The following is a 20,741-nucleotide window of genomic DNA, read 5'->3' as shown; positions in this document are numbered from 1 at the left end:
GCATGATGTTGAACAAGAAAGAGCAGCGTCTGCGCCGTGCCCGTCAGACTCGCATCCGCATTGCCCAGCAAGGCGTTGCACGTCTGAGCGTGAACCGCACCAATCTCCATATCTACGCCTCCGTGGTTTCGGAAGACGGCACTACCGTGCTGGCTTCGGCCTCCACTGCAGAAGTCGAAGTGCGTTCGCAACTCGGCGCCGCTGGCAAGGGTGGCAACGTGGCCGCCGCCACGCTGATCGGCAAGCGCATTGCTGAGAAGGCTAAGGCTGCTGGCGTTGAGAAAGTGGCTTTCGACCGCGCCGGTTTTGCATACCACGGCCGCGTGAAGGCTTTGGCAGAAGCCGCTCGCGAAGCGGGCCTGCAGTTCTAAGCGGAGCGGATACAAATGGCTAAATTTTCCCCCAAAGTGCAAGACGAAGGTCGTGACGACGGTCTGCGCGAAAAAATGATCGCGGTCAACCGCGTCACCAAGGTTGTGAAGGGTGGTCGTATTCTCGGCTTCGCTGCACTGACCGTGGTTGGCGACGGTGACGGTCGCGTTGGCATGGGTAAGGGCAAGTCCAAGGAAGTGCCTGCTGCCGTGCAAAAAGCGATGGAAGAATGCCGTCGCAACCTGATGAAGGTTGCACTGAAGAGCGGCACCATTCACCACTCGGTGAAGGGCCATCACGGCGCTGCCAAGGTCGAGCTGCACCCAGCTCCCAAGGGTACCGGCATCATTGCTGGCGGCCCTATGCGCGCTGTTTTTGAAGTGGTGGGTATCACCGACATCGTGGCCAAGAGCCACGGTTCGTCGAACCCCTACAACATGGTTCGCGCAACTTTCGACGCTTTGAAGAACTCCACGACCCCTGCGAACGTGGCAGCAAAGCGCGGCAAGTCGGTCGAAGACATCTTCACCGCCTGATCGGAGTCCAGCACATGACAACACAACAAACTGTCAAGATTCAGCTGGTTCGTAGCCCCATCGGCACCAAAGAGTCGCACCGTGCGACTGTGCGTGGCCTGGGTCTGCGCAAGCTGAACAGCGTCAGCGAACTGCAGGACACTCCTGAAGTGCGCGGCATGATTAACAAGATCGCCTACTTGGTGAAGGTTCTCTGAAAGGATTGATGATGGAACTCAATAGCATCAAGCCTGCAGACGGCGCCAAGCACGCCAAGCGTCGCGTGGGTCGCGGTATCGGTTCTGGTCTGGGTAAGACTGCCGGTCGCGGTCACAAGGGTCAGAAGTCGCGTTCGGGTGGCTACCACAAGGTGGGCTTCGAAGGCGGTCAGATGCCTCTGCAGCGTCGCCTGCCCAAGCGTGGCTTCAAGTCGCATCTGCTGAAGTTCAATGCAGAAGTGACCCTGTCCGAGCTGGATAAGCTCGGCCTGGCCGAAGTCGATCTGGCTGCTCTGAAGCAAGCCGGTCTGGTTGGCTCTATCGCTAAGGTGGTGAAGATCATCAAGAGCGGTGAACTGACTAAGGCTGTCAAGCTCAACGGTATCGGCGCTACCGCCGGTGCCAAGGCTGCCATCGAAGCTGCCGGTGGCAGCATCGCCTGATTAAAGTTCTGAAAGAAGACATCCGTGGCTACTAGCGCAGCTCAAATTGCAAAGACTGGAAAATTCGGCGACCTGCGTCGTCGTCTGGTTTTTCTGTTGCTTGCGCTGGTCGTATACCGCATCGGGGCGCATATCCCCGTTCCGGGCATCGATCCAGCGCAGCTGCAGCAGCTGTTCTCTGGCCAGCAGGGCGGCATTCTCAATCTGTTCAATATGTTCTCGGGTGGAGCGCTCTCGCGCTTCACAGTGTTCGCACTGGGGATCATGCCGTACATCTCGGCATCGATCATCATGCAGCTCATGACCTACGTGGTCCCGACATTCGAGCAGATGAAAAAGGAAGGTGAAGCGGGTCGTCGCAAGATTACCCAGTACACCCGCTACGGCACTCTGGGCCTGGCGCTGTTTCAGTCCTTGGGAATTGCTGTTGCCCTGGAAAGCTCCGCAGGCTTGGTTCTGAACCCTGGTTTTGGCTTCCGCATGACTGCGGTGGTCAGTCTCACGGCCGGTACCCTGTTCCTGATGTGGCTCGGTGAACAGATCACTGAACGTGGTCTGGGCAACGGTATTTCGATACTGATCTTTGGCGGTATCGCCGCAGGCCTGCCGAGCTCTATCGGCGGTCTGCTGGAACTGGTGCGCACCGGTGCCATGAGCATTCTGGCGGCAATCTTCATTGTTCTCGTTGTGGCAGCCGTGACGTATTTCGTCGTGTATGTCGAACGAGGTCAACGCAAGATCTTGGTGAATTACGCACGCCGACAAGTCGGCAACAAGGTGTACGGTGGTCAGTCTTCGCACTTGCCACTGAAGCTGAACATGGCAGGTGTGATTCCTCCCATCTTCGCTTCGTCGATCATCTTGCTGCCCGCTACGGTGGTGAATTGGTTCAGTGCAGGAGAATCCATGCGCTGGCTGAAGGATATTGCGAGCACGTTGACCCCTGGTCAGCCAATCTATGTCATCCTTTATGCTGCCGCGATCATTTTCTTCTGCTTCTTCTATACGGCCCTGGTTTTCAACAGCCGGGAAACTGCCGACAACCTGAAGAAGAGTGGCGCTTTCATCCCCGGGATTCGTCCTGGCGAACAGACAGCCCGCTACATTGACAAGATTCTGGTTCGCCTGACCCTGGCTGGCGCGATCTACATTACCTTCGTGTGCTTGTTGCCCGAATTCCTGATCCTGAAGTACAACGTTCCGTTCTACTTCGGTGGTACATCGTTGCTGATCATCGTGGTCGTGACAATGGACTTCATGGCGCAAGTGCAGAACTACGTGATGTCGCAGCAATACGAGTCGCTCCTGAAAAAAGCGAACTTTAAGGCTGGTATTTGATGACAAGGCTGCCCAAGGGGGCAGCCTGCCAAAAGTTAGTAGACGCCCATCGATCTATCGCGGGCATTGTTTCCCGGTCGATAGGCCGATAGTGGATGGAAAGTTTTAGGAGAAAAGAATGAGAGTTTCGGCTTCGGTCAAGAAAATCTGCCGTAACTGCAAGATCATCCGCCGCAAAGGTGTTGTGCGCGTGATCTGCACTGACCAGCGCCACAAGCAGCGCCAAGGTTGATTGAAAGCATTAGAGGACTAATATGGCACGTATTGCTGGCATTAACATCCCGCCGCACAAGCATGCTGAAATCGGCCTGACCGCCATCTTCGGCATCGGTCGCACTACAGCTCGCAAAATCTGCGAAGCATGCGGTATCGAGTATTCCAAGAAGGTCAAGGACCTGACGGACGCTGATCTGGAAAAGATCCGTGACTTCCTGAATCCCATGACTCTGGAAGGTGATCTGCGTCGCGAAACCACCATGAACATCAAGCGTTTGATGGACATCGGTTGCTACCGCGGTTTCCGTCATCGTCGCGGCCTGCCCATGCGCGGTCAACGTACCCGCACGAACGCCCGTACTCGCAAGGGTCCGCGCAAGGGTGCAGCGGCTCTGAAGAAATAAGAGATTGAAAGATCATTATGGCTAAGTCTCCCGCAAACAACGCAGCTGCTCGCGTTCGCAAGAAGGTCCGTAAGAATATTTCTGACGGTATCGCGCACGTGCACGCTTCGTTCAACAACACGATCATCACCATCACCGACCGTCAAGGCAACGCTCTGTCGTGGGCTTCGTCGGGTGGCCAGGGCTTCAAGGGTTCGCGTAAGTCGACTCCCTTTGCTGCTCAGGTTGCTTCGGAAGTGGCCGGTCGTGCTGCTATCGAACAGGGCATCAAGAACCTGGAAGTCGAAATCAAGGGTCCCGGTCCTGGCCGTGAATCCTCGGTTCGCGCCCTGGGTGCTCTGGGTATCCGTATCACTTCCATCTCGGACGTGACTCCGGTTCCCCACAACGGCTGCCGCCCTCAAAAGCGTCGTCGTATCTAATTTTTTACCAAGCCCACCGCCGCCCAGGTGCATTTGCATCGCGGGCGGCTCCCGTGTTTGCGCACGGTAGATGACACAAAGGAAATCAAGTGGCACGCTATATTGGCCCTAAGGCAAAACTCTCCCGCCGCGAAGGCACCGATCTGTTCCTGAAGAGCGCCCGTCGCTCCATCGCAGACAAGGCAAAGTTCGACACCAAGCCTGGTCAGCATGGCCGCACTTCCGGTCAGCGCACTTCCGACTACGGTCTGCAACTGCGCGAAAAGCAGAAGGTCAAGCGCATGTACGGCGTGCTGGAGAAGCAATTCCGCCGCTACTTCGAAGCTGCTGACCGCAAGCGTGGCAACACTGGTGCCAACCTGCTGTCGCTGCTGGAATCGCGTCTGGACAACGTTGTGTACCGCATGGGCTTCGGCTCCACTCGCGCTGAAGCACGTCAGCTGGTGTCGCACAAGGCTATCACTGTGAACGGCCAGTCCGTGAACATTCCTTCTTTCTCCGTGAAGGAAGGCGACGTGGTTGCTCTGCGTGAAAAGTCCAAGAAGCAAGCTCGCGTGGTCGAGGCTCTGCAACTGGCGGCTCAAGTGGGCTTCCCCGCATGGGTTGAAGTGTCTGCTGACAAGGCAGAAGGTACTTTCAAGAAGTCTCCTGACCGCGATGAATTCGCAGCTGACATCAACGAATCCCTGATCGTTGAGTTGTACTCGCGTTAATCTTTAGCAGCGACATTTCTGTAAACCGTCCCCACGGCGCGAGGCATCGCGCCGTGGGTGCTTCACCAGCCTTACCGGTGTAACGAGCCGAGGGTATTGAGAGGAAGTCTGCATGCAAACGAATTTGCTGAAGCCCAAGACAATCAATGTCGAGCAACTTGGTCACAATCGTGCCAAGGTTGTTCTGGAGCCGTTTGAGCGTGGCTACGGTCATACGCTGGGCAATGCCCTGCGCCGTGTTCTGCTCTCCTCCATGGTGGGTTACGCAGCGACGGAAGTGACGATTGCTGGAGTGCTGCATGAGTACTCCTCCATCGACGGTGTCCAGGAAGATGTGACCAACATCCTGCTGAACCTCAAGGGTGTGGTGTTCAAGTTGCACAACCGTGACGAAGTCACCCTGAGCCTGCGCAAGGATGGCGAAGGTGTTGTCACTGCGCGTGACATTCAGACCCCCCACGACGTAGAAATCGTCAACCCTGATCATGTGATCGCCCATCTGTCGCAAGGCGGCAAGCTGGACATGCAGATCAAGGTGGAAAAGGGCCGCGGCTATGTGCCCGGCAACGTGCGCCGCTACGGTGACGAATCGACCAAGTCGATCGGCCGTATCGTGCTCGACGCCTCGTTCTCGCCCGTCAAGCGCGTGAGCTACGCTGTCGAATCCGCACGTGTGGAACAGCGTACCGATTTGGACAAGCTGGTTCTGGAAATCGAGACCAACGGTGCCATCACCGCTGAAGACGCAGTGCGTGCATCTGCCAAGATCCTGGTGGAGCAACTGGCAGTGTTTGCCCAGCTCGACGGTGGCGATATCGCCAGCGTGTTCGACGCTCCTGCCGGTGGCCGCGGCGCTGCCACGTCGTTCGATCCCATCCTGCTGCGTCCTGTGGACGAGCTCGAGCTCACCGTGCGTTCTGCCAACTGCCTCAAGGCAGAGAACATCTACTACATCGGTGACCTCATCCAGCGTACCGAAAACGAGCTGCTCAAGACTCCTAACCTGGGTCGTAAGTCGCTCAACGAGATCAAGGAAGTTCTGGCTTCCCGCGGTCTGACTCTGGGCATGAAGCTTGAAAACTGGCCACCAGCTGGCCTGGAAAAGCGTTAATTGCTACAATAGAGGACTTTGCTAGAGTTGATCTGGCAAAGTCCAAGTGCCTCGGGCAGTACCTGATACGGCTGCCTGATTTAATTTAGAAAAGATCTCCGGATAAAAACGGGGAGCAAAGGAAAAGCACCATGCGTCACGGCAACGGCCTCCGCAAACTGAACCGCACTTCTGCACACCGCAAGGCAATGCTGCAGAACATGATGAACTCGCTGATCGAGCACGAAGCAATCAAGACCACGGTCCCCAAGGCCAAGGAACTGCGCCGCGTGATCGAGCCCATGATCACTCTGGCCAAGGTTGATACCGTGGCTAACCGCCGTCTGGCTTTCGACCGCCTGCGCGACCGCGACAGCGTGACCAAGCTGTTCAATGTGCTGGGTCCCCGCAACGCTCAGCGTCCCGGTGGCTACACACGTATCCTGAAGATGGGCTTCCGCGTGGGCGACAACGCTCCCATGGCCTATGTGGAACTGGTCGAGCGCGCTGAAGAAGCCGCTGCAGCAGCTGAATAAGCCAGGGCAGGCTGCAAAGCCTGCTATAATTTGGAAATACCGCGCGATGGAGCAGTCTGGTAGCTCGTTGGGCTCATAACCCAAAGGTCGGAGGTTCAAATCCTTCTCGCGCAACCAAATTGAAAAAGGTCACGACATTGTCGTGACCTTTTTTTTGTCCATTTTCTCCATGGGCCAGAAGGCAGCACCCGCCTTAGCTCGTCATACCCCTGACTGCGTGCCTGAGCGACGGCGCAGGTGCTCGCGTACGCGGTCGGCGATCACCTGGGCGATCTCCGGGCTCAGCACCTCGCTGATATGCAGTACCTCGGTGTAGTGCAGATAGAGCAGGCCGCGCAAGGTCCTGAATGCCGTGTCATGTTCGGCACCGCAGATGCCGGCATCATTGGCCAGCACGCGCTCCACGGCACCGGGGTCGAGCAGCCGGATCCTGCAGATAGCTGCCTGATGCAGGATCTCCAGGTCTATTGCCTCAAGGCGGTTTTCCCATTCATCGGGCAAGAATCGATTCGCTGGCATGTAGGGTGGCTCTCCTGCTCAATCCATGGACGTCTGTCCCAGACCCGGATGCTGGCATACCCCGGGTCCGGCCGTTGGTTTTGCTTCTACAAGTCTTGATGCTTATCAAATGCCGGCAAGGTGAAGGTCGGCCTGGGGTCGCGACCGTGCGGCACTGCATCATGATGCCAGTCTGCGACCTGACCACCAATGCCCGTCCGTGTCTCCTGGAATTCTCCGAGCTGAGGTATGGTGTCTCGATGCGCTGCAGGTAAAGAAAAGGACTTGTATGTTCGAGAAAATCGTCTCGATGTTCCGCTACCTCAAATCGGCCGTGCCGTTTCGGCTGGTGCCTGCACTGGTTGCCACTCTGGTGCTGATTGGTCTGCTGCTGACGCCGGTGCCGGCCGGGCTGGATGCCAAGGCATGGCAGCTGGTGGCCATCTTTCTGACGACCATCGTGGCGATCATTCTCAAGGTCATGCCCATAGGCGTGATGGCGTTGATGGCGATTGTCATCGTGTCGCTGTCCCAGGTGACCTCCAGTTCCTCCAAGGGGGCGATCACGGATGCGCTGAGCAGCTTTGCGAATCCCCTGATCTGGCTGATCGTGGTGGCTGTTCTGATCTCGCGCGGCCTCAAGAAAACGGGGCTCGGCAACCGCATCGGATTGCTGTTCATTGCGCTGATGGGCAAGCGCACCATAGGCATAGGTTACGGACTTGCGATCTGCGAGTTGGTGCTGGCCCCGTTCACGCCCAGCAACACGGCGCGCGGCGGCGGCATCGTGCATCCGATCATGAAGTCCATTGCCAATGCCTTCGAGTCGGACCCGGCCAAGGGTACGCAGGGCAAGGTCGGGACCTATCTGGCACTGGTCAACTACCACTCCAACCCGATCACCTCGGCCATGTTTCTGACCGCTACGGCGCCCAATCCTCTGGTTGTGGACCTGGTGGCCAAGGCCACGGGCCAGTCCCTGCATCTGAGCTGGACAAGCTGGGCGCTGTACATGCTGCTGCCAGGCTTGCTGTGTCTGCTGTTGATGCCGTTGGCGGTCTATCTGCTGTCGCCACCCGAACTCAAGGCCACGCCCAATGCCGTGGAGTACGCGCGTGCCGAGATGGCCCGCATGGGGCCGCTGTCAGGCAAGGAGCGGGTGATGCTCGGGACTTTCGGCGGGATGCTGTTGCTGTGGGCGAATGTGCCGCAGATGCTGTTTGGTCCGGCTTTCACGCTGGACCCGACCGTGGTGGCTTTTCTCGGTTTGTTCGCCTTGATCATCACGGGGACCATCGATTGGGATGACGTGCTGTCCGAGAAAAGCGCCTGGGACACCCTGATCTGGTTCGGTGCCCTGGTCATGCTGGCCGAGCAGCTCAACAAGCTGGGGGTGGTTGCCTGGTTTGCCGAGGGCTTGAAGAATGCCATCGTCGCCAGCGGCCTGGACTGGCTGCCCGTGGCTGCCATTCTGGTGGGCATCTTCGTTTTCTCGCACTATCTGTTTGCCAGCACCACGGCCCATATCAGCGCCATGATGCTGGCCTTTCTGACCGTGGGGGCGCAACTGATCCCAGCCGACTACGTCGTGCCCTTTATGCTGATGATGACGGCCGGCTCGGCCATCATGATGACGTTGACGCACTACGCGACCGGCACATCGCCCATCATCTTCGGCAGCGGCTATGTGACTCTGGGTGTCTGGTGGCGTGTGGGGGCCGCGATGTGCGTGCTGGAGTTGCTGATCTTTGCTGTCGTCGGCAGTGCCTGGTGGAAGTTGCTGGGGCTGTGGTGACCTGCGGCCTCAGGTGGCCGTATGCAGGGGCTCGCCCAGAGACAGCATGAGCCGGTTGGCCCAGTTGAAGAAAGCCGTGCCTTGCAGGGCATCGGAGATGGCCGCGTCGTCGAGGCCGGCGGCGAGCAGCGCATCTATATGGCTGGATTCCAGCGCGGGCGGTGTCTGCGTCAAGGCCACGGCGGCGGCGACGATGGCATTCCAGCGAGGGCCCAGGTCGGTGCCCGGACCTTCATCGAGCAGGCGCTGCACATCGGCAGTGCGATGCGAGAAATGCGTGGCAAAGCGCGCATGTACCGAAGCGCAGTAGATGCAGCCGTTGGTGCGTGAGGTTGCAGCTGCTGCCAGTTCACGCTCGGCGCGCGGCAGGCCGGCGTTGGGGTTGTAGAAGATGTCCTTGTCGGTGCGCGTGCGTGCTCCCAGTGTGTCGGGGTCGCGCGCCAGCAGCCGGAAATAGGGTGAACGCGCGCGCGCCGCGTCCACAAGCCCCGCATGGTGGCGCTCGCTCAGCTCGCTCTCCTGCAGCGGAGCTATCCACGGCTGCCAGTCGAGCTGTTCCTGGGTGAAGACCTGGGGGGAGGTGTTGTGCGTAGTGGTCATGGCTGGGCTTGAAGGGCGATGGTGGAAGATGCCGTGGCGGCTGCAGCTCGTGCTCCGAGCACGCGTAGCCCCGCCACGAGGCGGATCTGGAAGGACAGGAAAGAGGCGAGCTGGGACAGGATGACGATATCGGTCTCGCTCCAGCCGGCCTGCTGCAGCGCCAGCAGGGCCTGGGCACTCGCATCGCGTGGGTGGTAGGCCAGCAGATGGGCATGGGCCAGCGCGGCGCTCAGGCGCGGGCCCAGCAAGGCCGCATGCGCCGGGTCCACGGCGTAGCTGGGGCCGCTCTGGTCCTCGCGGCTCAAGGGCCCGGCCGGATAGATCCCGTAGGGGCCGTGCGGGCCGCTGCCGGGCTGCAGGCTGGCAGCGCGCCCGCGCACCACTTCCGAGCTCACGGCATCGGCAAGATCGGCATCCTCGTCCGCCAGGGAGCGTGTGTAGAAGGCCGTGCTGCGTGGCTCGCCGTGCAGGCCTGCCGTGAAGGCAGCCAGCGTCAGGCGCTCCCGCAGCGAGACGGTTCCTGCAACGGGCTCGGCGGGGGTGAACAGCGCGGCAAAGCTTTGCTGGGCCTGGGTGCGAGCCTCGCTGCGGTGGCGGCGCACCTGATCCAGCGTGCTGCCTGCAGCGATGTCGGCGAGGTGGTCGATCACATCTTCGGGAAAGCGGGTCTGTGCGGTGTTGCTCATGATCATGCGGCTTGAAGCAGTTCGGTCTGGACAAGGGGCTGGGAAGCGCCTGTGGGGGCCTCGCTGCGGCGCCAGCCCAGAGCCGGCGCCACGACGGCTGCCGTCAGCTCGATGGAGCGCAGAATGCCCTGGTGCGGCGGGTCGATGGAGTGGACCTGGAACACGATGTCGGTGGCTTGCGCCAGCGCCGTGTCGGCGCGCAGCGAGGCGATCACCTCCTCGGGCGTGCCCACATGCACGTCATAGGCTTCAATGAGCTGCTGCAGCGGCGCCTGCGGATCGACGCGCGTTGCCCATTGCGTGGACGCGGATGAGGCAAGGGCCGCATGACGCTGGGCCGAACGGCGCAGACCGGCCTCGGCCCATTGCAGTGCCTGTTCGCGCCTGTCGGCAACCAGCAGCGTGCGCGAGGCCAGGATGCGCGGTGCGCGCCCTGCGGGCAAGGCCGCGAGATAGGCCTCGATGATGGGGTTCTGTATCTCGGACAGCGTGGCCCGGGGTCGGCCTTCGGGTCGGGGCTGGGTGCGAGAGAGCATCAAGCCGTCCCCGTTGGCGCCGGCGCGTGCCCCGCCCTCGACCGAGAACGTGGCCTGCCAGACGCGCTCCAGCAACTGCGGGGCTGCGGGGTACAGGCGCACGCCGCCTGCCAGCTCGCGCCCGGCCCAGGCATCCCGCAGCATGGCGAAGTTGCGCGCAAAGACCGCGCCGCGCTCGCTGCCTGTGACGCCGAAGGCCTCGAAGGACTCTGCCGTGCCGCCTGTGCCCAGGCCCACTTCGAGGCGGCCGCCAGACAGCAGGTCCAGCACGGCCGCATCCTCGGCCACGCGCAGCGCGTTTTCCAGCGGCAGCGTGACCACACCCGTGCCCAGACGGATGCGCCGCGTGCGGGCCGCCACATGCGACAGAAAGACAAAGGGCGAGGGCAGGCCGCCCTCGCTTTCGTGGAAATGATGCTGGGCGATCCAGGCCGAGTCGAAACCCTGGGCTTCGGCATGGGCGATTTGCTCGGTCACGAGACGGTAGCGTTCGCCGGCCGGCACCTCATCGAGCAGGCGGCTGAAGAAGCCCAGGCGCGGTGCAGGGCGCGCGCGAGCAAGAGTGTCAGGCGGGGTGGGGGACAAAATCAATGCTCCTTTTGCCGGGAATGGCGTCCATGAGTTCGCGCGTGTAGTCGCTGGTGGGGTGCAGGAACACGTCCTCGACGCTGCCTGCGTCCACCACCTTGCCTGCGCGCAGCACCGACACCGTGTCGGCGATCTGGCGCACCACGGCAAGGTCGTGCGAGATGAAGAGATAGCTCAGGCCCAGGTCCTGCTGCAGCTGCGCGAGCAGGGCCAGGATCTGGGCCTGTACGGTCACGTCCAGTGCCGAAACGGCCTCGTCCAGCACCACCACCTCGGGTTGCAGCACCAGGGCGCGTGCAATCGCCACGCGCTGGCGCTGGCCGCCCGAGAGCGCATGCGGGCGCCGTTCGAGCACGGCGGCCGGCAGGCCCACGCGCTCCAGCATGTCATGCACGCGCTGGCGTCGTTCCTGGGGCGGCAGCGGCTCGAAGTTGAGCAGCGGCTCCTCGATGATGTCGAAGACACGCTGGCGCGGGTCCAGCGAGCTGAACGGGTTCTGGTAGACCAGCTGGACCTTGCGCCGCAGCTGGCGCAGGGCCTCGCCGCGCAGGCCCGTGAGTTCGGCGCCGGCGATGCGGATGCGTCCCGATGTAGGGCGTGCCAGGCCCACGATGTCGCGTATGGTCGTGGTCTTGCCCGAGCCCGACTCGCCGACGATGGCATGCGTGGAGCCCCGGCGCAGGCGCAGCGACACGCCGTCCACGGCGCGGAAAACGCCGCCCCCCTGGCCGGGGGCATGGAAGTCGTGGACCAGGTCCTCGACCTCGATGGCCCAGTCTTGGGCAGCGGCCGCCGCCGATGGCGCAGTGCGACGAGGGGCGTGCGTGAGCGACGGAGCATCAGACAGCAAGCGGCGCGTATAGGCGCTTTGCGGATTGCGCAGAAGCTCCAGTGTCGGGCCTTGTTCCTGGATGCGGCCGCCCTGCATGACGATGAGGCGATGCGCGCGGTCGGCCGCCACGCCCAGGTCGTGGGTGACCAGCAACACAGCGGTGCCGGTTTCGCGGCGCAGCTCGTCGATCAGATCCAGGATGCGCCGCTGCACAGTGACATCCAGCGCGCTGGTGGGCTCGTCGGCGATGATTAGCGCAGGCCGCAGCGCGATGGCGATGGCGATCAGCACGCGCTGGCGCATGCCGCCCGACAGCTCGTGCGGATACTGGCGCGCGCGCAGGGCGGGCTGTGACAGGCCCACGCGTGTCAGCAGGTCGATCACGCGCGTCTCGATGGCGGAGCGGTCGCGCAAGCCGTGAATACGCAGGATTTCGCCGACCTGGTCGCCCACGGTGCGCACGGGGTTGAGCGAGGTGGTCGGATCCTGGGGCACAAGGCTGATCACGCGGCCGCGAATGCTGTTCCAGCGCGCGGCACTCCAGTCCGAGACCTCGGTGCCCTGCAGCCGGATGCTGCCTTGCTCGCGGCGCCCGTTGTCGGCCAGCAGTCCGATCACGGCCTGGGCCGTTGTGGTCTTGCCCGAGCCCGATTCGCCGACCAGGGCCACGACCTCGCCGGGCGCCACGGAAAACGACAGGCCGTGGACCACGCGCTGTTCCTGGCCGCTGTGGTCGCGGTAGGCGATGACCAGATTCTGGACCTCAAGCAGCGGGGCTGCGGTTGCGGCAGGGATTGCGGTGGCAGGGCGGTCTTGCAGCAGGGCGCTCATACCGACCTCCGCGCGAAGGAGGCGCCGATGCGGTTGGCGGCCAGCACCACGGCCACCACGACCAGGCCCGGCGCCGTGGTCAGCCACCAGGCGGTGGCGATGTAGTTGCGCCCTTCAGCGATCAGCAGACCCCATTCGGGCGTGGGCGGCGGCGCGCCGTAGCCCAGAAAGCCCAGCGTGGAAATCGACAGGATGGCCGAGCCGAACTGCAGCGCGGCCAGGGCTACCACCGAGGTCAGCGAATTGGGCAGCACATGGCGCCACAGCACGGCGGCAAAGCGTCCGCCGCTGCCGAAGGCCGCCTCCACATAGTCGGAGCGCCGCACGCGAACCACTTCCGAGCGCACCAGGCGCGCGAAGCCGGCCACGGATGCCACCCCCACGGCGATGGCCGCATTGATGGTGCCAAAGCCCAGCAAGATGATGATGGTCAGCGACAGCAGCAGCGAGGGCACGGCCAGCAGCACGTCGACGAAGCGCATCAGAGCATCATCGACACGGCCGCCCGCGGCACCGGCCAGCAGGCCGATCAGCGTGCCCGCCACCAGGCCCACGGCCACGGCGAGGAAAGCACCCGACAAGGAGTGCACCGAGCCATGCACCACGCGGGCCCAGAGATCACGCCCCAGCGCATCCGTGCCCAGCCAGTGCGCGAGGCCGGGCTCCAGCAACTGCTGGCCGGCCTGGCCGACGACGGGGTTCTGATGGGCAAACCAGCCCGGAACCAGGGCCCACAGCGCGGCGGTGGCAATCACCAGCCATGCCAGGGCCAGCGTGGGCGGCAGGCGCCTGAGCCTTTGCAGATCGGTCAGGGCGGGGCGCAGGCTTTTTGCGGCCGGTGCCGGTGCCGGTGCCGGCGAGGGCGCCAGCCTGGGCGCTGCGGACGATGCGACGCCGGATGCCAGGGGCTTGGGAATGGCGGTCGAGACGGCGGTATTCATGCCCGGTTCTCCACAGAATGACGCAAACGAGGATCGAGCAGCGGGTAGAGCAGGTCCACGGCGAGGTTGATGAGCACGAAGGCGGCGGCCGAGACGACGACCACGGCCTGGAGCACGGCCGTGTCCTGGTTGCCCACGGCCTGCTGGGTCAGCGTGCCCAGGCCGTTGAGGCCGAACACGGCCTCGGTGACCACGGCACCGGCCAGCAGCTCGCCGAACAGCACGCCGGCAATCGTCAAGGTCGGCAGCAAGGCATTGCGCGCCACATGGTGCAGCAGCACCCAGGCGCGAGAGGCGCCCTTGGCGCGCGCCACGGCCACGAAGGGTTGGGCCAGCACGGTGTCGATATTGCGCAGCAGGATCTGGGCCAGTGGCGCCGAAATCGGGACGGCCAGCGTCAGCGTGGGAAGGACCAGACCTTCCCAGGGACCGGGATTGATGACGGGAATCCAGCCCAGACGGAAGGACAGCACCTGGATCAGCATGATGCCCAGCCAGAAAACGGGCACGGAGACGAAGACCGAGGGCAGGGCTTGCAGGGCATTGCGCAGCCAGGCCAGAGGCGCGAGGCTGGCTGCGGCCGCCAGAGCGATGGCCAGCAGCGCCGCCGTGGAAAAGCCCAGGGCCGCCAGGCGCAGCGTTGGCGGCAGACTGGTGGCCAGGCCCTGGCTCACGGGCACGCCGGCCTGCAGCGAGTAGCCGAAATGGCCCGTGAGGAACTGAGCCAGCGTGTGCAGGTATTGCTGCCAGACGGGCTGGTCGGCACCATAGGCGGCGCGGATGTCGGCGATCTCCTGCGGGCCCAGGCCCAGCTCGGGGTTCAGGAACTTGATCAGCACGGCGTCGCCCGGCAGCAGCTGCAGCAGGATGAAAGAGGCCGTGAAAGCCGCCCACAGCACCAGGGCGGCCTGTGCGATGCGGCCAAGCAGATAGCGGCGTGGCATGGGTGCGCCTCCTTGATCGGTGCGCACTCAGCGCTTGGCCAGCCAGGTGCTGTAGAAGCTGGGGCGGCCCACGGCCTCGAAGCCCACCTCACGCACCCAGGTCGCACCCGCGAAGGCCTGGGGTTCCTCGAAGATCGGGATCACATAGGCCTGATCGATCAGATAGTTCTGCACATCGCCGGTCAGCGCCAGGCGCCGGTTGGCATCGGTCTCGGCCGCGATGGCATCGAACAGGCGGTTGAGCTTGCCGTCCTCGAAGGACTTGACCTTCTGGCTCACACCGCCTTTTTGCAGCAGCACATTGCGGTTGCTTGGGTAGTAGTTGCTCTTGATCACGTCGGGATCGGCGCGGCCCACCATGCCCGGCAGCACGCCGGTCTTGTCGGGGTCCAGCGTGTCCACCGTGCGGCTGCCCGAGTCTCCGGCCAGCACATTGAGCTTGATGCCCAACCTGGCCCATTGCTGGGCCACGAGCTGCAAGGTCTCCTTGTTCTGCGGCTGGGGCAGGGATTCGTAGGTCGAGAGCACGAAGTCCTGGCCGTTCTTCTGGCGCAGGCCGTTGGCGCCCAGGCTCCAGCCGGCCTCGTCGAGCAATTGTCTGGCCTTGGCCTCGTCAAAGACCAGCTTGGCCGACAGGTCCACATAGCCGGCTGCCGTGGAGGCGATCACCGAGCGTGCCTGCGGGTAGCGCGGCGAGAAGAGGGTTTCGACGATCTCCTTGGTATTGGTGCCATGCAGCAGGGCCTGGCGCACCTTGAGGTCGGCCACCAGGGCGTTGTCGGGACGGATGGCGATGCTGTTGTTCACGCCGCGCGTGGACGGCGCATAGATGGCGAACTTCTGCTGCTCCACGCGCTTTTCGTCATAGGCCTGGACCTGGCGGATGAAGCCGGCCTGGCCGGCCAGCAGTGCGCCTATGCGCACGCTGTCCTCGGGCGTGACGATGAACTTGACTTCATCCAGGCGTGCGCGGCCCTGGTGGGCCAGCTTGGCCGGGCCCCAGCTGTAGTCCTTGCGCGCCTTGAGCACCAGCTCCTTGCCCAGGGTCTCGCTGGCCACCACGAAGGGGCCCGAACCTATGATGCGCGTGGCATCGCCAAGCTCCTCGAATGGACGATCCAGCGTGGCCGGCGAGACCAGGCCCGAGCCGATCACCGAAGTGCCCTGGAGAAAGCCTGGCGAGGGTTTCTTGAAGAAGAATTTCACGGTCAGCGGATCGACGACTTCGCTGCGCTCGTAATTGTTGATGACCTCGGAGACCGGTTGCTTGAGCGCCTTGTTGCCCAGGCCGTAGGTGTCGAAGTTACGCGCCACGGCGGCCGCGTCCAGCGGCGATCCGTCCGAGAAGCTCACGCCGGAGCGCAGCTTGAAGCTGTACTCGGTGGCGTCGGCGTTCACGGTCCAGGACTCGGCGATCCAGGGCTGGATCTCCAGTGTCTCGGGGTCCTGATAGGTCAGCTTGTCCGTGATCTGGTTGAGCACGCCGCCGTTGGGATAAAAGCCCCCCGCAGGCGGATAGAGATTGGTGTGTGCCTGCTGTTCGAGGTAGACCAGGGTGCCGCCCTGGACCGGCTTGGCCGATGCATCGGCCTGGGCCGTGCCGGATTGCCTGGAGCAGCCGGCCAGCAGCATGCCGCCCGTCAGTACCGCCACTGCGGCCCACAGGGCCCGGCGTTTGGCCGACCTGTTCACTGGCTGTTTTATCGATGGATCCGTCTGCGAAGGGAAAAACACGTTCATACCTCGTCGCCGCATGGCGCTGAAAATTCAGGTTCCGGACGCATCGCCGCAGCGACCGACCGGATTCATGGTTCTCATGCTATTGACGCCAAATATTCGTGCTCATATATTGAGTAGCATCGTTATGCGAAAAACAACTAAGCAGCGTGAACCTGCATATTTGCTACGCGCATAAGCGCAGACGAATTCCTTTGTTGGCCCGACGCGCCGCTCTCACAACAATGGCCTGGCATTCCTTTATCGAAAGCCCGCTCATGAGTCATCTCAACGAATATCTTTCCGAAAAACGCGCGGCCGTGCTGGCACGCAGCGCCGCCATCGAGGCGGGCACGGCCCAGGCCGCCAGACTCAAGGCCAGCGTGCGTGCCGAGGGGCGCAGCGGCGTGCGCCGCCTGCGCATCCGCGAACACCAGGTCATCAGCGACAGCCCGCCCGACTTCGCGGGCTACAACCTCGGCCCGAGCTCGCCCGAGCTGCAACTGGGCGTGCTGGGCACCTGCGTGACCCATATCTTTCTGATCCAGGCGGCCGAGCGCCAGGTGCCGCTGGAGAGCCTCGAAGTCGAGGTCACGGGCATCATCGACCCGCGCGGCGGCAAGCCCGGCCACGAAGCGACGCCGATCTGGCCGCACGATATCGGTTACACCGTGCATATCGATTCGCCGGCCAGCCGCGCCGAGATCGATGCACTGTTCGAGGCCGTGGAGCGAACCTGCCCCATCCTCAACCTGCTGCGCAGCCCCCAGTCCATCCGCGCCGAAGTGCGTCATACCGACTCCAGCGCGCCCGAGCGCCTGGCGGCCTGATAACCTTTAGAAAGACTTTTGCATGAGCCTGCCACTCGACCATATCGTCATCGCGGTCCAGGACCTGGAGCGCACGATTGCCGACTATCAGTCCCTGGGTTTCAACGTGCTGCGCGGCGGCGAGCACCCGGGCCGCTCCACGCACAACGCCCTGGTGGTCTTTGCCGACGGCGTCTATTTCGAACTCATTGCCTGGCGTGCGCCTGCGCCCGAGGAGCGCTGGTGGCAGCAGTTGCAGCAGCACGGCGAGGGGCTGGTCGACTTCGCGCTGCTGCCTTCCGAGACCGGCGCCGTGGTGGCAGCGGCCCAGGCGCGTGGCCTGGGCTATGAAGCACCTTATGAGGGCGGACGTCTGCGTCCCGATGGAGAGCAGCTGCGCTGGCGCAATGCACGCGCCCACAGCCAGGATCTGCCGTTTCTGTGCGGCGACCTGACGCCGCGTGCCCTACGCGTGCCCGAAGGCCAGGCCCGCGTGCATCCCAACGGCGCGACCGGCGTGGCCCGTCTGGAAGTGGCAGTGCAGGACCTGCAGTCCAGCCTGGCGCGCTGGCGGGCATTGCTCGGCGAAGGCGTGGATGTCAGCGCGCTGCGGGTCTCGGCCGACGGCAGCACGCAGCAGGTATCGCTGGGTCTGGGCACCACCGAGCTGGTGCTGGCCGCACCCGTACAGGCTGCAGGCTTCCTGGCCCAAAGACTGGCCACTCGCGGCGAAGGCCCTTATGCCATTGTGCTGTCGGTGCCGCAGCAGGCGGTAGCACGGGAACTGGACGAAGTTGCCACCCACGGGGTGCGCATTGAACTGGCACTGCATTCCGGCAGCGAGCGGGAAACCGCCGCCGCCTAGGCCCAATAACAGGGGCGCTAGAATAGCGCCCCCGCTGACACCCATGCCCACTTCGGTGGGCGTTTTCGTTGCGGCCGCGTCAGCCTTTGCGGGCCGGCGCGGTGCAGCGCCGCCTTCCATGACTACAGCTCTCACGCCTGCCACTCTGGGCATCGATTTCGGAACCTCCAACTCTGCTGCCGCCTATCGCCTGCCTGGCAAGACCGCCAGTCTGCTGCCGCTGGAAGGCGCTGCCACCGGCATGCCAACGGCACTGTTCTTCAATACCGAAGAGCACAGCACGCATTTCGGTCGCGATGCCATGCAGCAGTATCTGGCAGGCGAGGAAGGGCGTCTGATGCGTTCCCTCAAAAGCCTGCTGGGCAGCAGCCTGTTGCTGGAAAAGACTGCGGTGCACGAGCAGCTTGTCAGCTATCAGGACATCATCGCGATCTTTCTCAAGCGCGTGGCCGATCAGGCGCGCCGGGCGCTGGACGGCCGTCTGCCGGAGCGTGTGGTGCTGGGGCGTCCCGTGCATTTTGTCGACGAGCACCCGCAGCGAGACCGCCAGGCGCAGGATGCCCTGGCCGCTGCGGCGCGCGCCGCGGGCCTTGGCGAAGTCAGCTTTCAGCTGGAGCCGATTGCGGCGGCGCTGGACTACGAGCAGCGCCTGAGCGAGGAGCAACTGGTGCTGGTGGTCGATATCGGCGGCGGCACCTCGGACTTCACGGTGGTGCGTCTGGGCCCGCAACAGGCCGGGCATGCCGACCGTACTCAGGACATTCTGGCCACCACCGGCGTGCATATCGGAGGCACGGATTTCGACCATCGCCTCAATGTGGCTCAGGTCATGCCGCTGCTGGGCTACAAGCACATCGGACCCAGCGGGCGCGAGGTGCCCAGCAGCGTGTTCTTCGATCTCTCCACCTGGCATCTGATCCAGTGGCTGTACACGGCCAAGGCCCTGGCTTCGGCGCGTGGTCTCAAGAGCGATTACAGCGATCAGCAACTGCACCAGCGCCTGATGAAGGTACTGGATTGGCGTGAAGGCCATAGGCTGGCCGATGCGGTGGAGCAGGCCAAGATTGCGGCTTCGCAAAGCCATGCGCCCTCGGCCATTGCTCTGGACTGGCTGGAGCAAGACCTGCCAGCGGCCATCTCCCCGGAGGTTCTGCAGGAGCAGTTGCAGGCCTTGCTGCTGCAGGTGGTCGAATGTGCGCAGGACTGTGTGCGCCAGGCCGGCGTGGCGGCACCAGACGCCATCTATCTGACCGGCGGCTCGTCGGCCCTGCGTACCCTGCGCGATGCGCTGCGCGTCGCTTTCCCCGATGTGCCGCAGGTCGAGGGCGACCTGTTCGGCGGCGTGGCCACCGGTCTGGCCTATGCCTGAACTCGAAGCCCCCTGAGCTGCTGCACGGCTTCCCCCAAAGGGGGCGGCACCTGCGCTGCGAGGTAGCCCTTGCCAGGCATCTCCGGTTTGTACCGCGCTCGGTTGACGTGCTTATTCTTCTTCGGCGGCCCGCTTGAGCTCCAGCGCCCGGTCGTAGAGCGTGTTGCGGCTGGCTCCCGTGATTTCGGCGGCCAGTTTCACGGCCGTCTTGGTCGGTAACTCGGCCAGCAGCAGCTTGAGCACGCGCTCGGGCTCGCCCGACTCCTGTTGCACCGCCACAGGGTGCAGCACGATGGCGAACTCGCCCTTGACACGCTGCGGCGAGGCCTGCAGCCAGGCGGCCAGCTCGTGGGCCGGCATGCTCGCGATGTCTTCAAACTGCTTGGTGATCTCGCGCGCCAGCGTGACGCGGCGCTCGCCCAGCAGGGCCAGAGCCTGGGCCAGCTCGATGATGCGGTGCGGGGCTTCGAGCAGCACGGTGCAACGCGGCTGGTCGGCCAGTTTTTGCACGGCGGCGAGTCGTTCGGCATTCTTGGTGGGCAGGAAGCCGGCAAACACAAAGCCGTTTTCGCCCTGTGCCGGCGTGACGGCACCGGCCACGCTGATGGCCGATGTCACGCTGCTGGCGCCGGGCAGCGGAATGCTGCGCAGACCCACGGCCTGCAGCGCTGCGCACAGGCGCGCGCCCGGGTCGCTGACGCCGGGCGTGCCCGCATCGCTGACATAGGCGATGCGCTGGCCTTGCTGCAGGCGCTCGATCACCTGCTGGGCGGCTTCTGCCTCGTTATGCTGATGCACGGCCAGCAACTGGCTGCCGGGGCGGTCCAGCCCGTAGCTGCGCAGCATGCCCTGGGTGTGGCGCGTGTCTTCGCAGGCGATGCAGTCCACGATCTGCAGCACATGCAGCGAGCGCAGGCTGATGTCGGCCAGATTGCCAATCGGCGTCGCCACCACATACAGGGCTGCCTGCGGATAATGCTGGGAAGCGGCCGCGTCATGTGCGGCAGTCAGTGCAGAGGCGAAAGAGGTAGTCAATGGATTTCCTTGGAAAGCGGCCCAAGCCGGCGCAAAGCACAACCGCACGCGGGCAACAGGCCGAGGATGCTGCGTTGGCACATTTGCAGACGCGAGGCCTGAAGCTTGTCGAGCGCAATTATCGGACGCCGGGCCGTGGTGGCGGCGAAATCGACCTGATCCTGCGTGACCGCGACGGGTCTTTGGTGTTCGTCGAAGTCCGCAGCCGCAACACCGAGCGCTTCGGCGGTGCAGCCGGCAGCATCGGCCGCCTCAAGCAGCAGCGCATCGTGCTGGCCGCCAGGCACTATCTGATGAGGCTTGCGGCAGCGCCGCCATGCCGCTTTGATGTGGTGCTGGTCGACAGCTCCGGGAACCAGATGCGCATAGAGTGGCTCCAAGCGGCATTCGAGGCGCTTTAGTCGCCGCGTCATAGTTGTGCGCAACACT

The 20,741-nt window shown here is 63.4% G+C and carries 25 protein-coding genes and 1 tRNA gene; 17 read left to right on the top strand and 9 right to left on the bottom strand.

Going from position 1 to position 20,741, the window contains the following annotated elements; genetic code table 11:
• Positions 1-5 precede the first annotated feature (5 nt).
• The 12 genes from rplR to CTATCC11996_RS05100 all read left to right on the top strand — a co-directional run bounded on the left by rplR (position 6) and on the right by CTATCC11996_RS05100 (position 6,384).
• Positions 6-371, top strand: coding sequence for a 50S ribosomal protein L18 (gene rplR / locus CTATCC11996_RS05155; protein ID WP_003050513.1), 366 nt, complete (start codon positions 6-8; stop codon positions 369-371).
• 15 nt (positions 372-386) lie between these two features.
• Positions 387-908: a 30S ribosomal protein S5 gene (gene rpsE, locus CTATCC11996_RS05150; protein ID WP_003050515.1), complete on the top strand. Its 522-nt coding sequence runs from the start codon at positions 387-389 to the stop codon at positions 906-908.
• 14 nt (positions 909-922) lie between these two features.
• Complete coding sequence (gene rpmD, locus CTATCC11996_RS05145; RefSeq protein ID WP_003050517.1) at positions 923-1,105, top strand: 50S ribosomal protein L30; 183 nt, start codon at positions 923-925, stop codon at positions 1,103-1,105.
• 11 nt (positions 1,106-1,116) lie between these two features.
• Positions 1,117-1,548 (top strand): 50S ribosomal protein L15, encoded by a 432-nt coding sequence (gene rplO / locus CTATCC11996_RS05140; protein ID WP_003050519.1) that lies wholly within the window; start codon positions 1,117-1,119, stop codon positions 1,546-1,548.
• A 24-nt stretch (positions 1,549-1,572) separates the two neighbouring features.
• Positions 1,573-2,886 (top strand): preprotein translocase subunit SecY, encoded by a 1,314-nt coding sequence (gene secY / locus CTATCC11996_RS05135; protein WP_003050520.1) that lies wholly within the window; start codon positions 1,573-1,575, stop codon positions 2,884-2,886.
• 118 nt (positions 2,887-3,004) lie between these two features.
• A complete protein-coding gene (gene rpmJ, locus CTATCC11996_RS05130; protein ID WP_003050535.1) occupies positions 3,005-3,118 on the top strand; it encodes a 50S ribosomal protein L36 in 114 nt (37 codons plus the stop codon).
• A gap of 22 nt (positions 3,119-3,140) precedes the next feature.
• Positions 3,141-3,506 (top strand): 30S ribosomal protein S13, encoded by a 366-nt coding sequence (gene rpsM / locus CTATCC11996_RS05125; protein WP_003050537.1) that lies wholly within the window; start codon positions 3,141-3,143, stop codon positions 3,504-3,506.
• Between the two features lie 17 nt (positions 3,507-3,523).
• Entirely contained in the window at positions 3,524-3,928 is a 405-nt protein-coding gene (gene rpsK, locus CTATCC11996_RS05120) for a 30S ribosomal protein S11 (protein WP_003050538.1), read from the top strand.
• Positions 3,929-4,017: 89 nt separating this feature from the next.
• Positions 4,018-4,641 carry a 30S ribosomal protein S4 gene (rpsD, locus tag CTATCC11996_RS05115; RefSeq protein WP_003068426.1) on the top strand — a complete coding sequence of 208 codons (624 nt, stop codon included), beginning with the start codon at positions 4,018-4,020 and terminating at the stop codon, positions 4,639-4,641.
• Between the two features lie 112 nt (positions 4,642-4,753).
• On the top strand, positions 4,754-5,752 hold the full coding sequence (locus CTATCC11996_RS05110; protein ID WP_003050542.1) for a DNA-directed RNA polymerase subunit alpha: 999 nt from the start codon (positions 4,754-4,756) through the stop codon (positions 5,750-5,752).
• Between the two features lie 131 nt (positions 5,753-5,883).
• Positions 5,884-6,267, top strand: a complete 384-nt coding sequence (gene rplQ / locus CTATCC11996_RS05105; protein ID WP_003050544.1) for a 50S ribosomal protein L17 — start codon at positions 5,884-5,886, stop codon at positions 6,265-6,267.
• Between the two features lie 40 nt (positions 6,268-6,307).
• Positions 6,308-6,384 (top strand) — tRNA-Met (locus CTATCC11996_RS05100).
• Between the two features lie 84 nt (positions 6,385-6,468).
• On the opposite strand, the gene CTATCC11996_RS05095 is transcribed toward CTATCC11996_RS05100, so the two are convergent.
• A complete protein-coding gene (locus CTATCC11996_RS05095; protein WP_003073849.1) occupies positions 6,469-6,786 on the bottom strand; it encodes a hypothetical protein in 318 nt (105 codons plus the stop codon).
• A 268-nt stretch (positions 6,787-7,054) separates the two neighbouring features.
• Between CTATCC11996_RS05095 and CTATCC11996_RS05090 the strand changes: the two genes are divergently transcribed.
• The gene (locus tag CTATCC11996_RS05090) at positions 7,055-8,560 is read left to right on the top strand and encodes a DASS family sodium-coupled anion symporter (RefSeq protein ID WP_003073847.1); all 1,506 of its coding nucleotides are present in this window, start codon (positions 7,055-7,057) and stop codon (positions 8,558-8,560) included.
• Positions 8,561-8,569: 9 nt separating this feature from the next.
• Here the strand turns inward: CTATCC11996_RS05090 and CTATCC11996_RS05085 are convergent, their stop codons facing one another.
• Genes CTATCC11996_RS05085 through CTATCC11996_RS05055 form a run of 7 tightly spaced genes read right to left on the bottom strand, consistent with a single transcriptional unit; the run spans position 8,570 to position 16,258 of the window.
• Positions 8,570-9,160, bottom strand: coding sequence for an alkylhydroperoxidase domain protein (locus CTATCC11996_RS05085; RefSeq protein ID WP_003073845.1), 591 nt, complete (start codon positions 9,158-9,160; stop codon positions 8,570-8,572).
• Positions 9,157-9,852, bottom strand: a complete 696-nt coding sequence (locus CTATCC11996_RS05080) for a CMD domain protein (protein WP_003073843.1) — start codon at positions 9,850-9,852, stop codon at positions 9,157-9,159. Before CTATCC11996_RS05080 ends, CTATCC11996_RS05085 begins: the two co-directional genes overlap by 4 nt.
• Positions 9,849-10,967, bottom strand: a complete 1,119-nt coding sequence (locus CTATCC11996_RS05075; protein ID WP_003073840.1) for a putative FMN-dependent luciferase-like monooxygenase — start codon at positions 10,965-10,967, stop codon at positions 9,849-9,851. Before CTATCC11996_RS05075 ends, CTATCC11996_RS05080 begins: the two co-directional genes overlap by 4 nt.
• On the bottom strand, positions 10,948-12,633 hold the full coding sequence (locus CTATCC11996_RS05070; RefSeq protein WP_003073838.1) for a dipeptide ABC transporter ATP-binding protein: 1,686 nt from the start codon (positions 12,631-12,633) through the stop codon (positions 10,948-10,950). Before CTATCC11996_RS05070 ends, CTATCC11996_RS05075 begins: the two co-directional genes overlap by 20 nt.
• Entirely contained in the window at positions 12,630-13,574 is a 945-nt protein-coding gene (locus tag CTATCC11996_RS05065) for an ABC transporter permease (RefSeq protein ID WP_003073835.1), read from the bottom strand. Before CTATCC11996_RS05065 ends, CTATCC11996_RS05070 begins: the two co-directional genes overlap by 4 nt.
• The gene (locus CTATCC11996_RS05060) at positions 13,571-14,518 is read right to left on the bottom strand and encodes an ABC transporter permease (protein WP_003050560.1); all 948 of its coding nucleotides are present in this window, start codon (positions 14,516-14,518) and stop codon (positions 13,571-13,573) included. The genes CTATCC11996_RS05065 and CTATCC11996_RS05060 overlap by 4 nt, the downstream gene beginning before the upstream one ends.
• Before the next feature lie 27 nt (positions 14,519-14,545).
• Positions 14,546-16,258, bottom strand: coding sequence for a TIGR04028 family ABC transporter substrate-binding protein (locus tag CTATCC11996_RS05055; protein WP_042437589.1), 1,713 nt, complete (start codon positions 16,256-16,258; stop codon positions 14,546-14,548).
• Between the two features lie 221 nt (positions 16,259-16,479).
• Here CTATCC11996_RS05055 and CTATCC11996_RS05050 point away from each other — a divergent pair, with 221 nt between their 5' ends.
• The 3 genes from CTATCC11996_RS05050 to CTATCC11996_RS05040 all read left to right on the top strand — a co-directional run bounded on the left by CTATCC11996_RS05050 (position 16,480) and on the right by CTATCC11996_RS05040 (position 19,277).
• Complete coding sequence (locus tag CTATCC11996_RS05050) at positions 16,480-17,064, top strand: OsmC family protein (protein ID WP_003073831.1); 585 nt, start codon at positions 16,480-16,482, stop codon at positions 17,062-17,064.
• 22 nt (positions 17,065-17,086) lie between these two features.
• Positions 17,087-17,908: a VOC family protein gene (locus CTATCC11996_RS05045; RefSeq protein ID WP_003073829.1), complete on the top strand. Its 822-nt coding sequence runs from the start codon at positions 17,087-17,089 to the stop codon at positions 17,906-17,908.
• A 118-nt stretch (positions 17,909-18,026) separates the two neighbouring features.
• Positions 18,027-19,277, top strand: a complete 1,251-nt coding sequence (locus CTATCC11996_RS05040; protein WP_034348226.1) for an Hsp70 family protein — start codon at positions 18,027-18,029, stop codon at positions 19,275-19,277.
• A gap of 111 nt (positions 19,278-19,388) precedes the next feature.
• On the opposite strand, the gene rsmI is transcribed toward CTATCC11996_RS05040, so the two are convergent.
• A complete protein-coding gene (gene rsmI, locus CTATCC11996_RS05035; RefSeq protein WP_003073824.1) occupies positions 19,389-20,312 on the bottom strand; it encodes a 16S rRNA (cytidine(1402)-2'-O)-methyltransferase in 924 nt (307 codons plus the stop codon).
• Between rsmI and CTATCC11996_RS05030 the strand changes: the two genes are divergently transcribed.
• Entirely contained in the window at positions 20,312-20,713 is a 402-nt protein-coding gene (locus CTATCC11996_RS05030; RefSeq protein WP_003073822.1) for a YraN family protein, read from the top strand. The genes rsmI and CTATCC11996_RS05030 overlap by 1 nt on opposite strands.
• Positions 20,714-20,741 lie beyond the last annotated feature (28 nt).

This window comes from Comamonas testosteroni ATCC 11996 (assembly GCF_000241525.1).
GTDB lineage: Bacteria > Pseudomonadota > Gammaproteobacteria > Burkholderiales > Burkholderiaceae_C > Comamonas > Comamonas testosteroni.
This window is presented reverse-complemented; position numbering and strand designations above follow the sequence as displayed.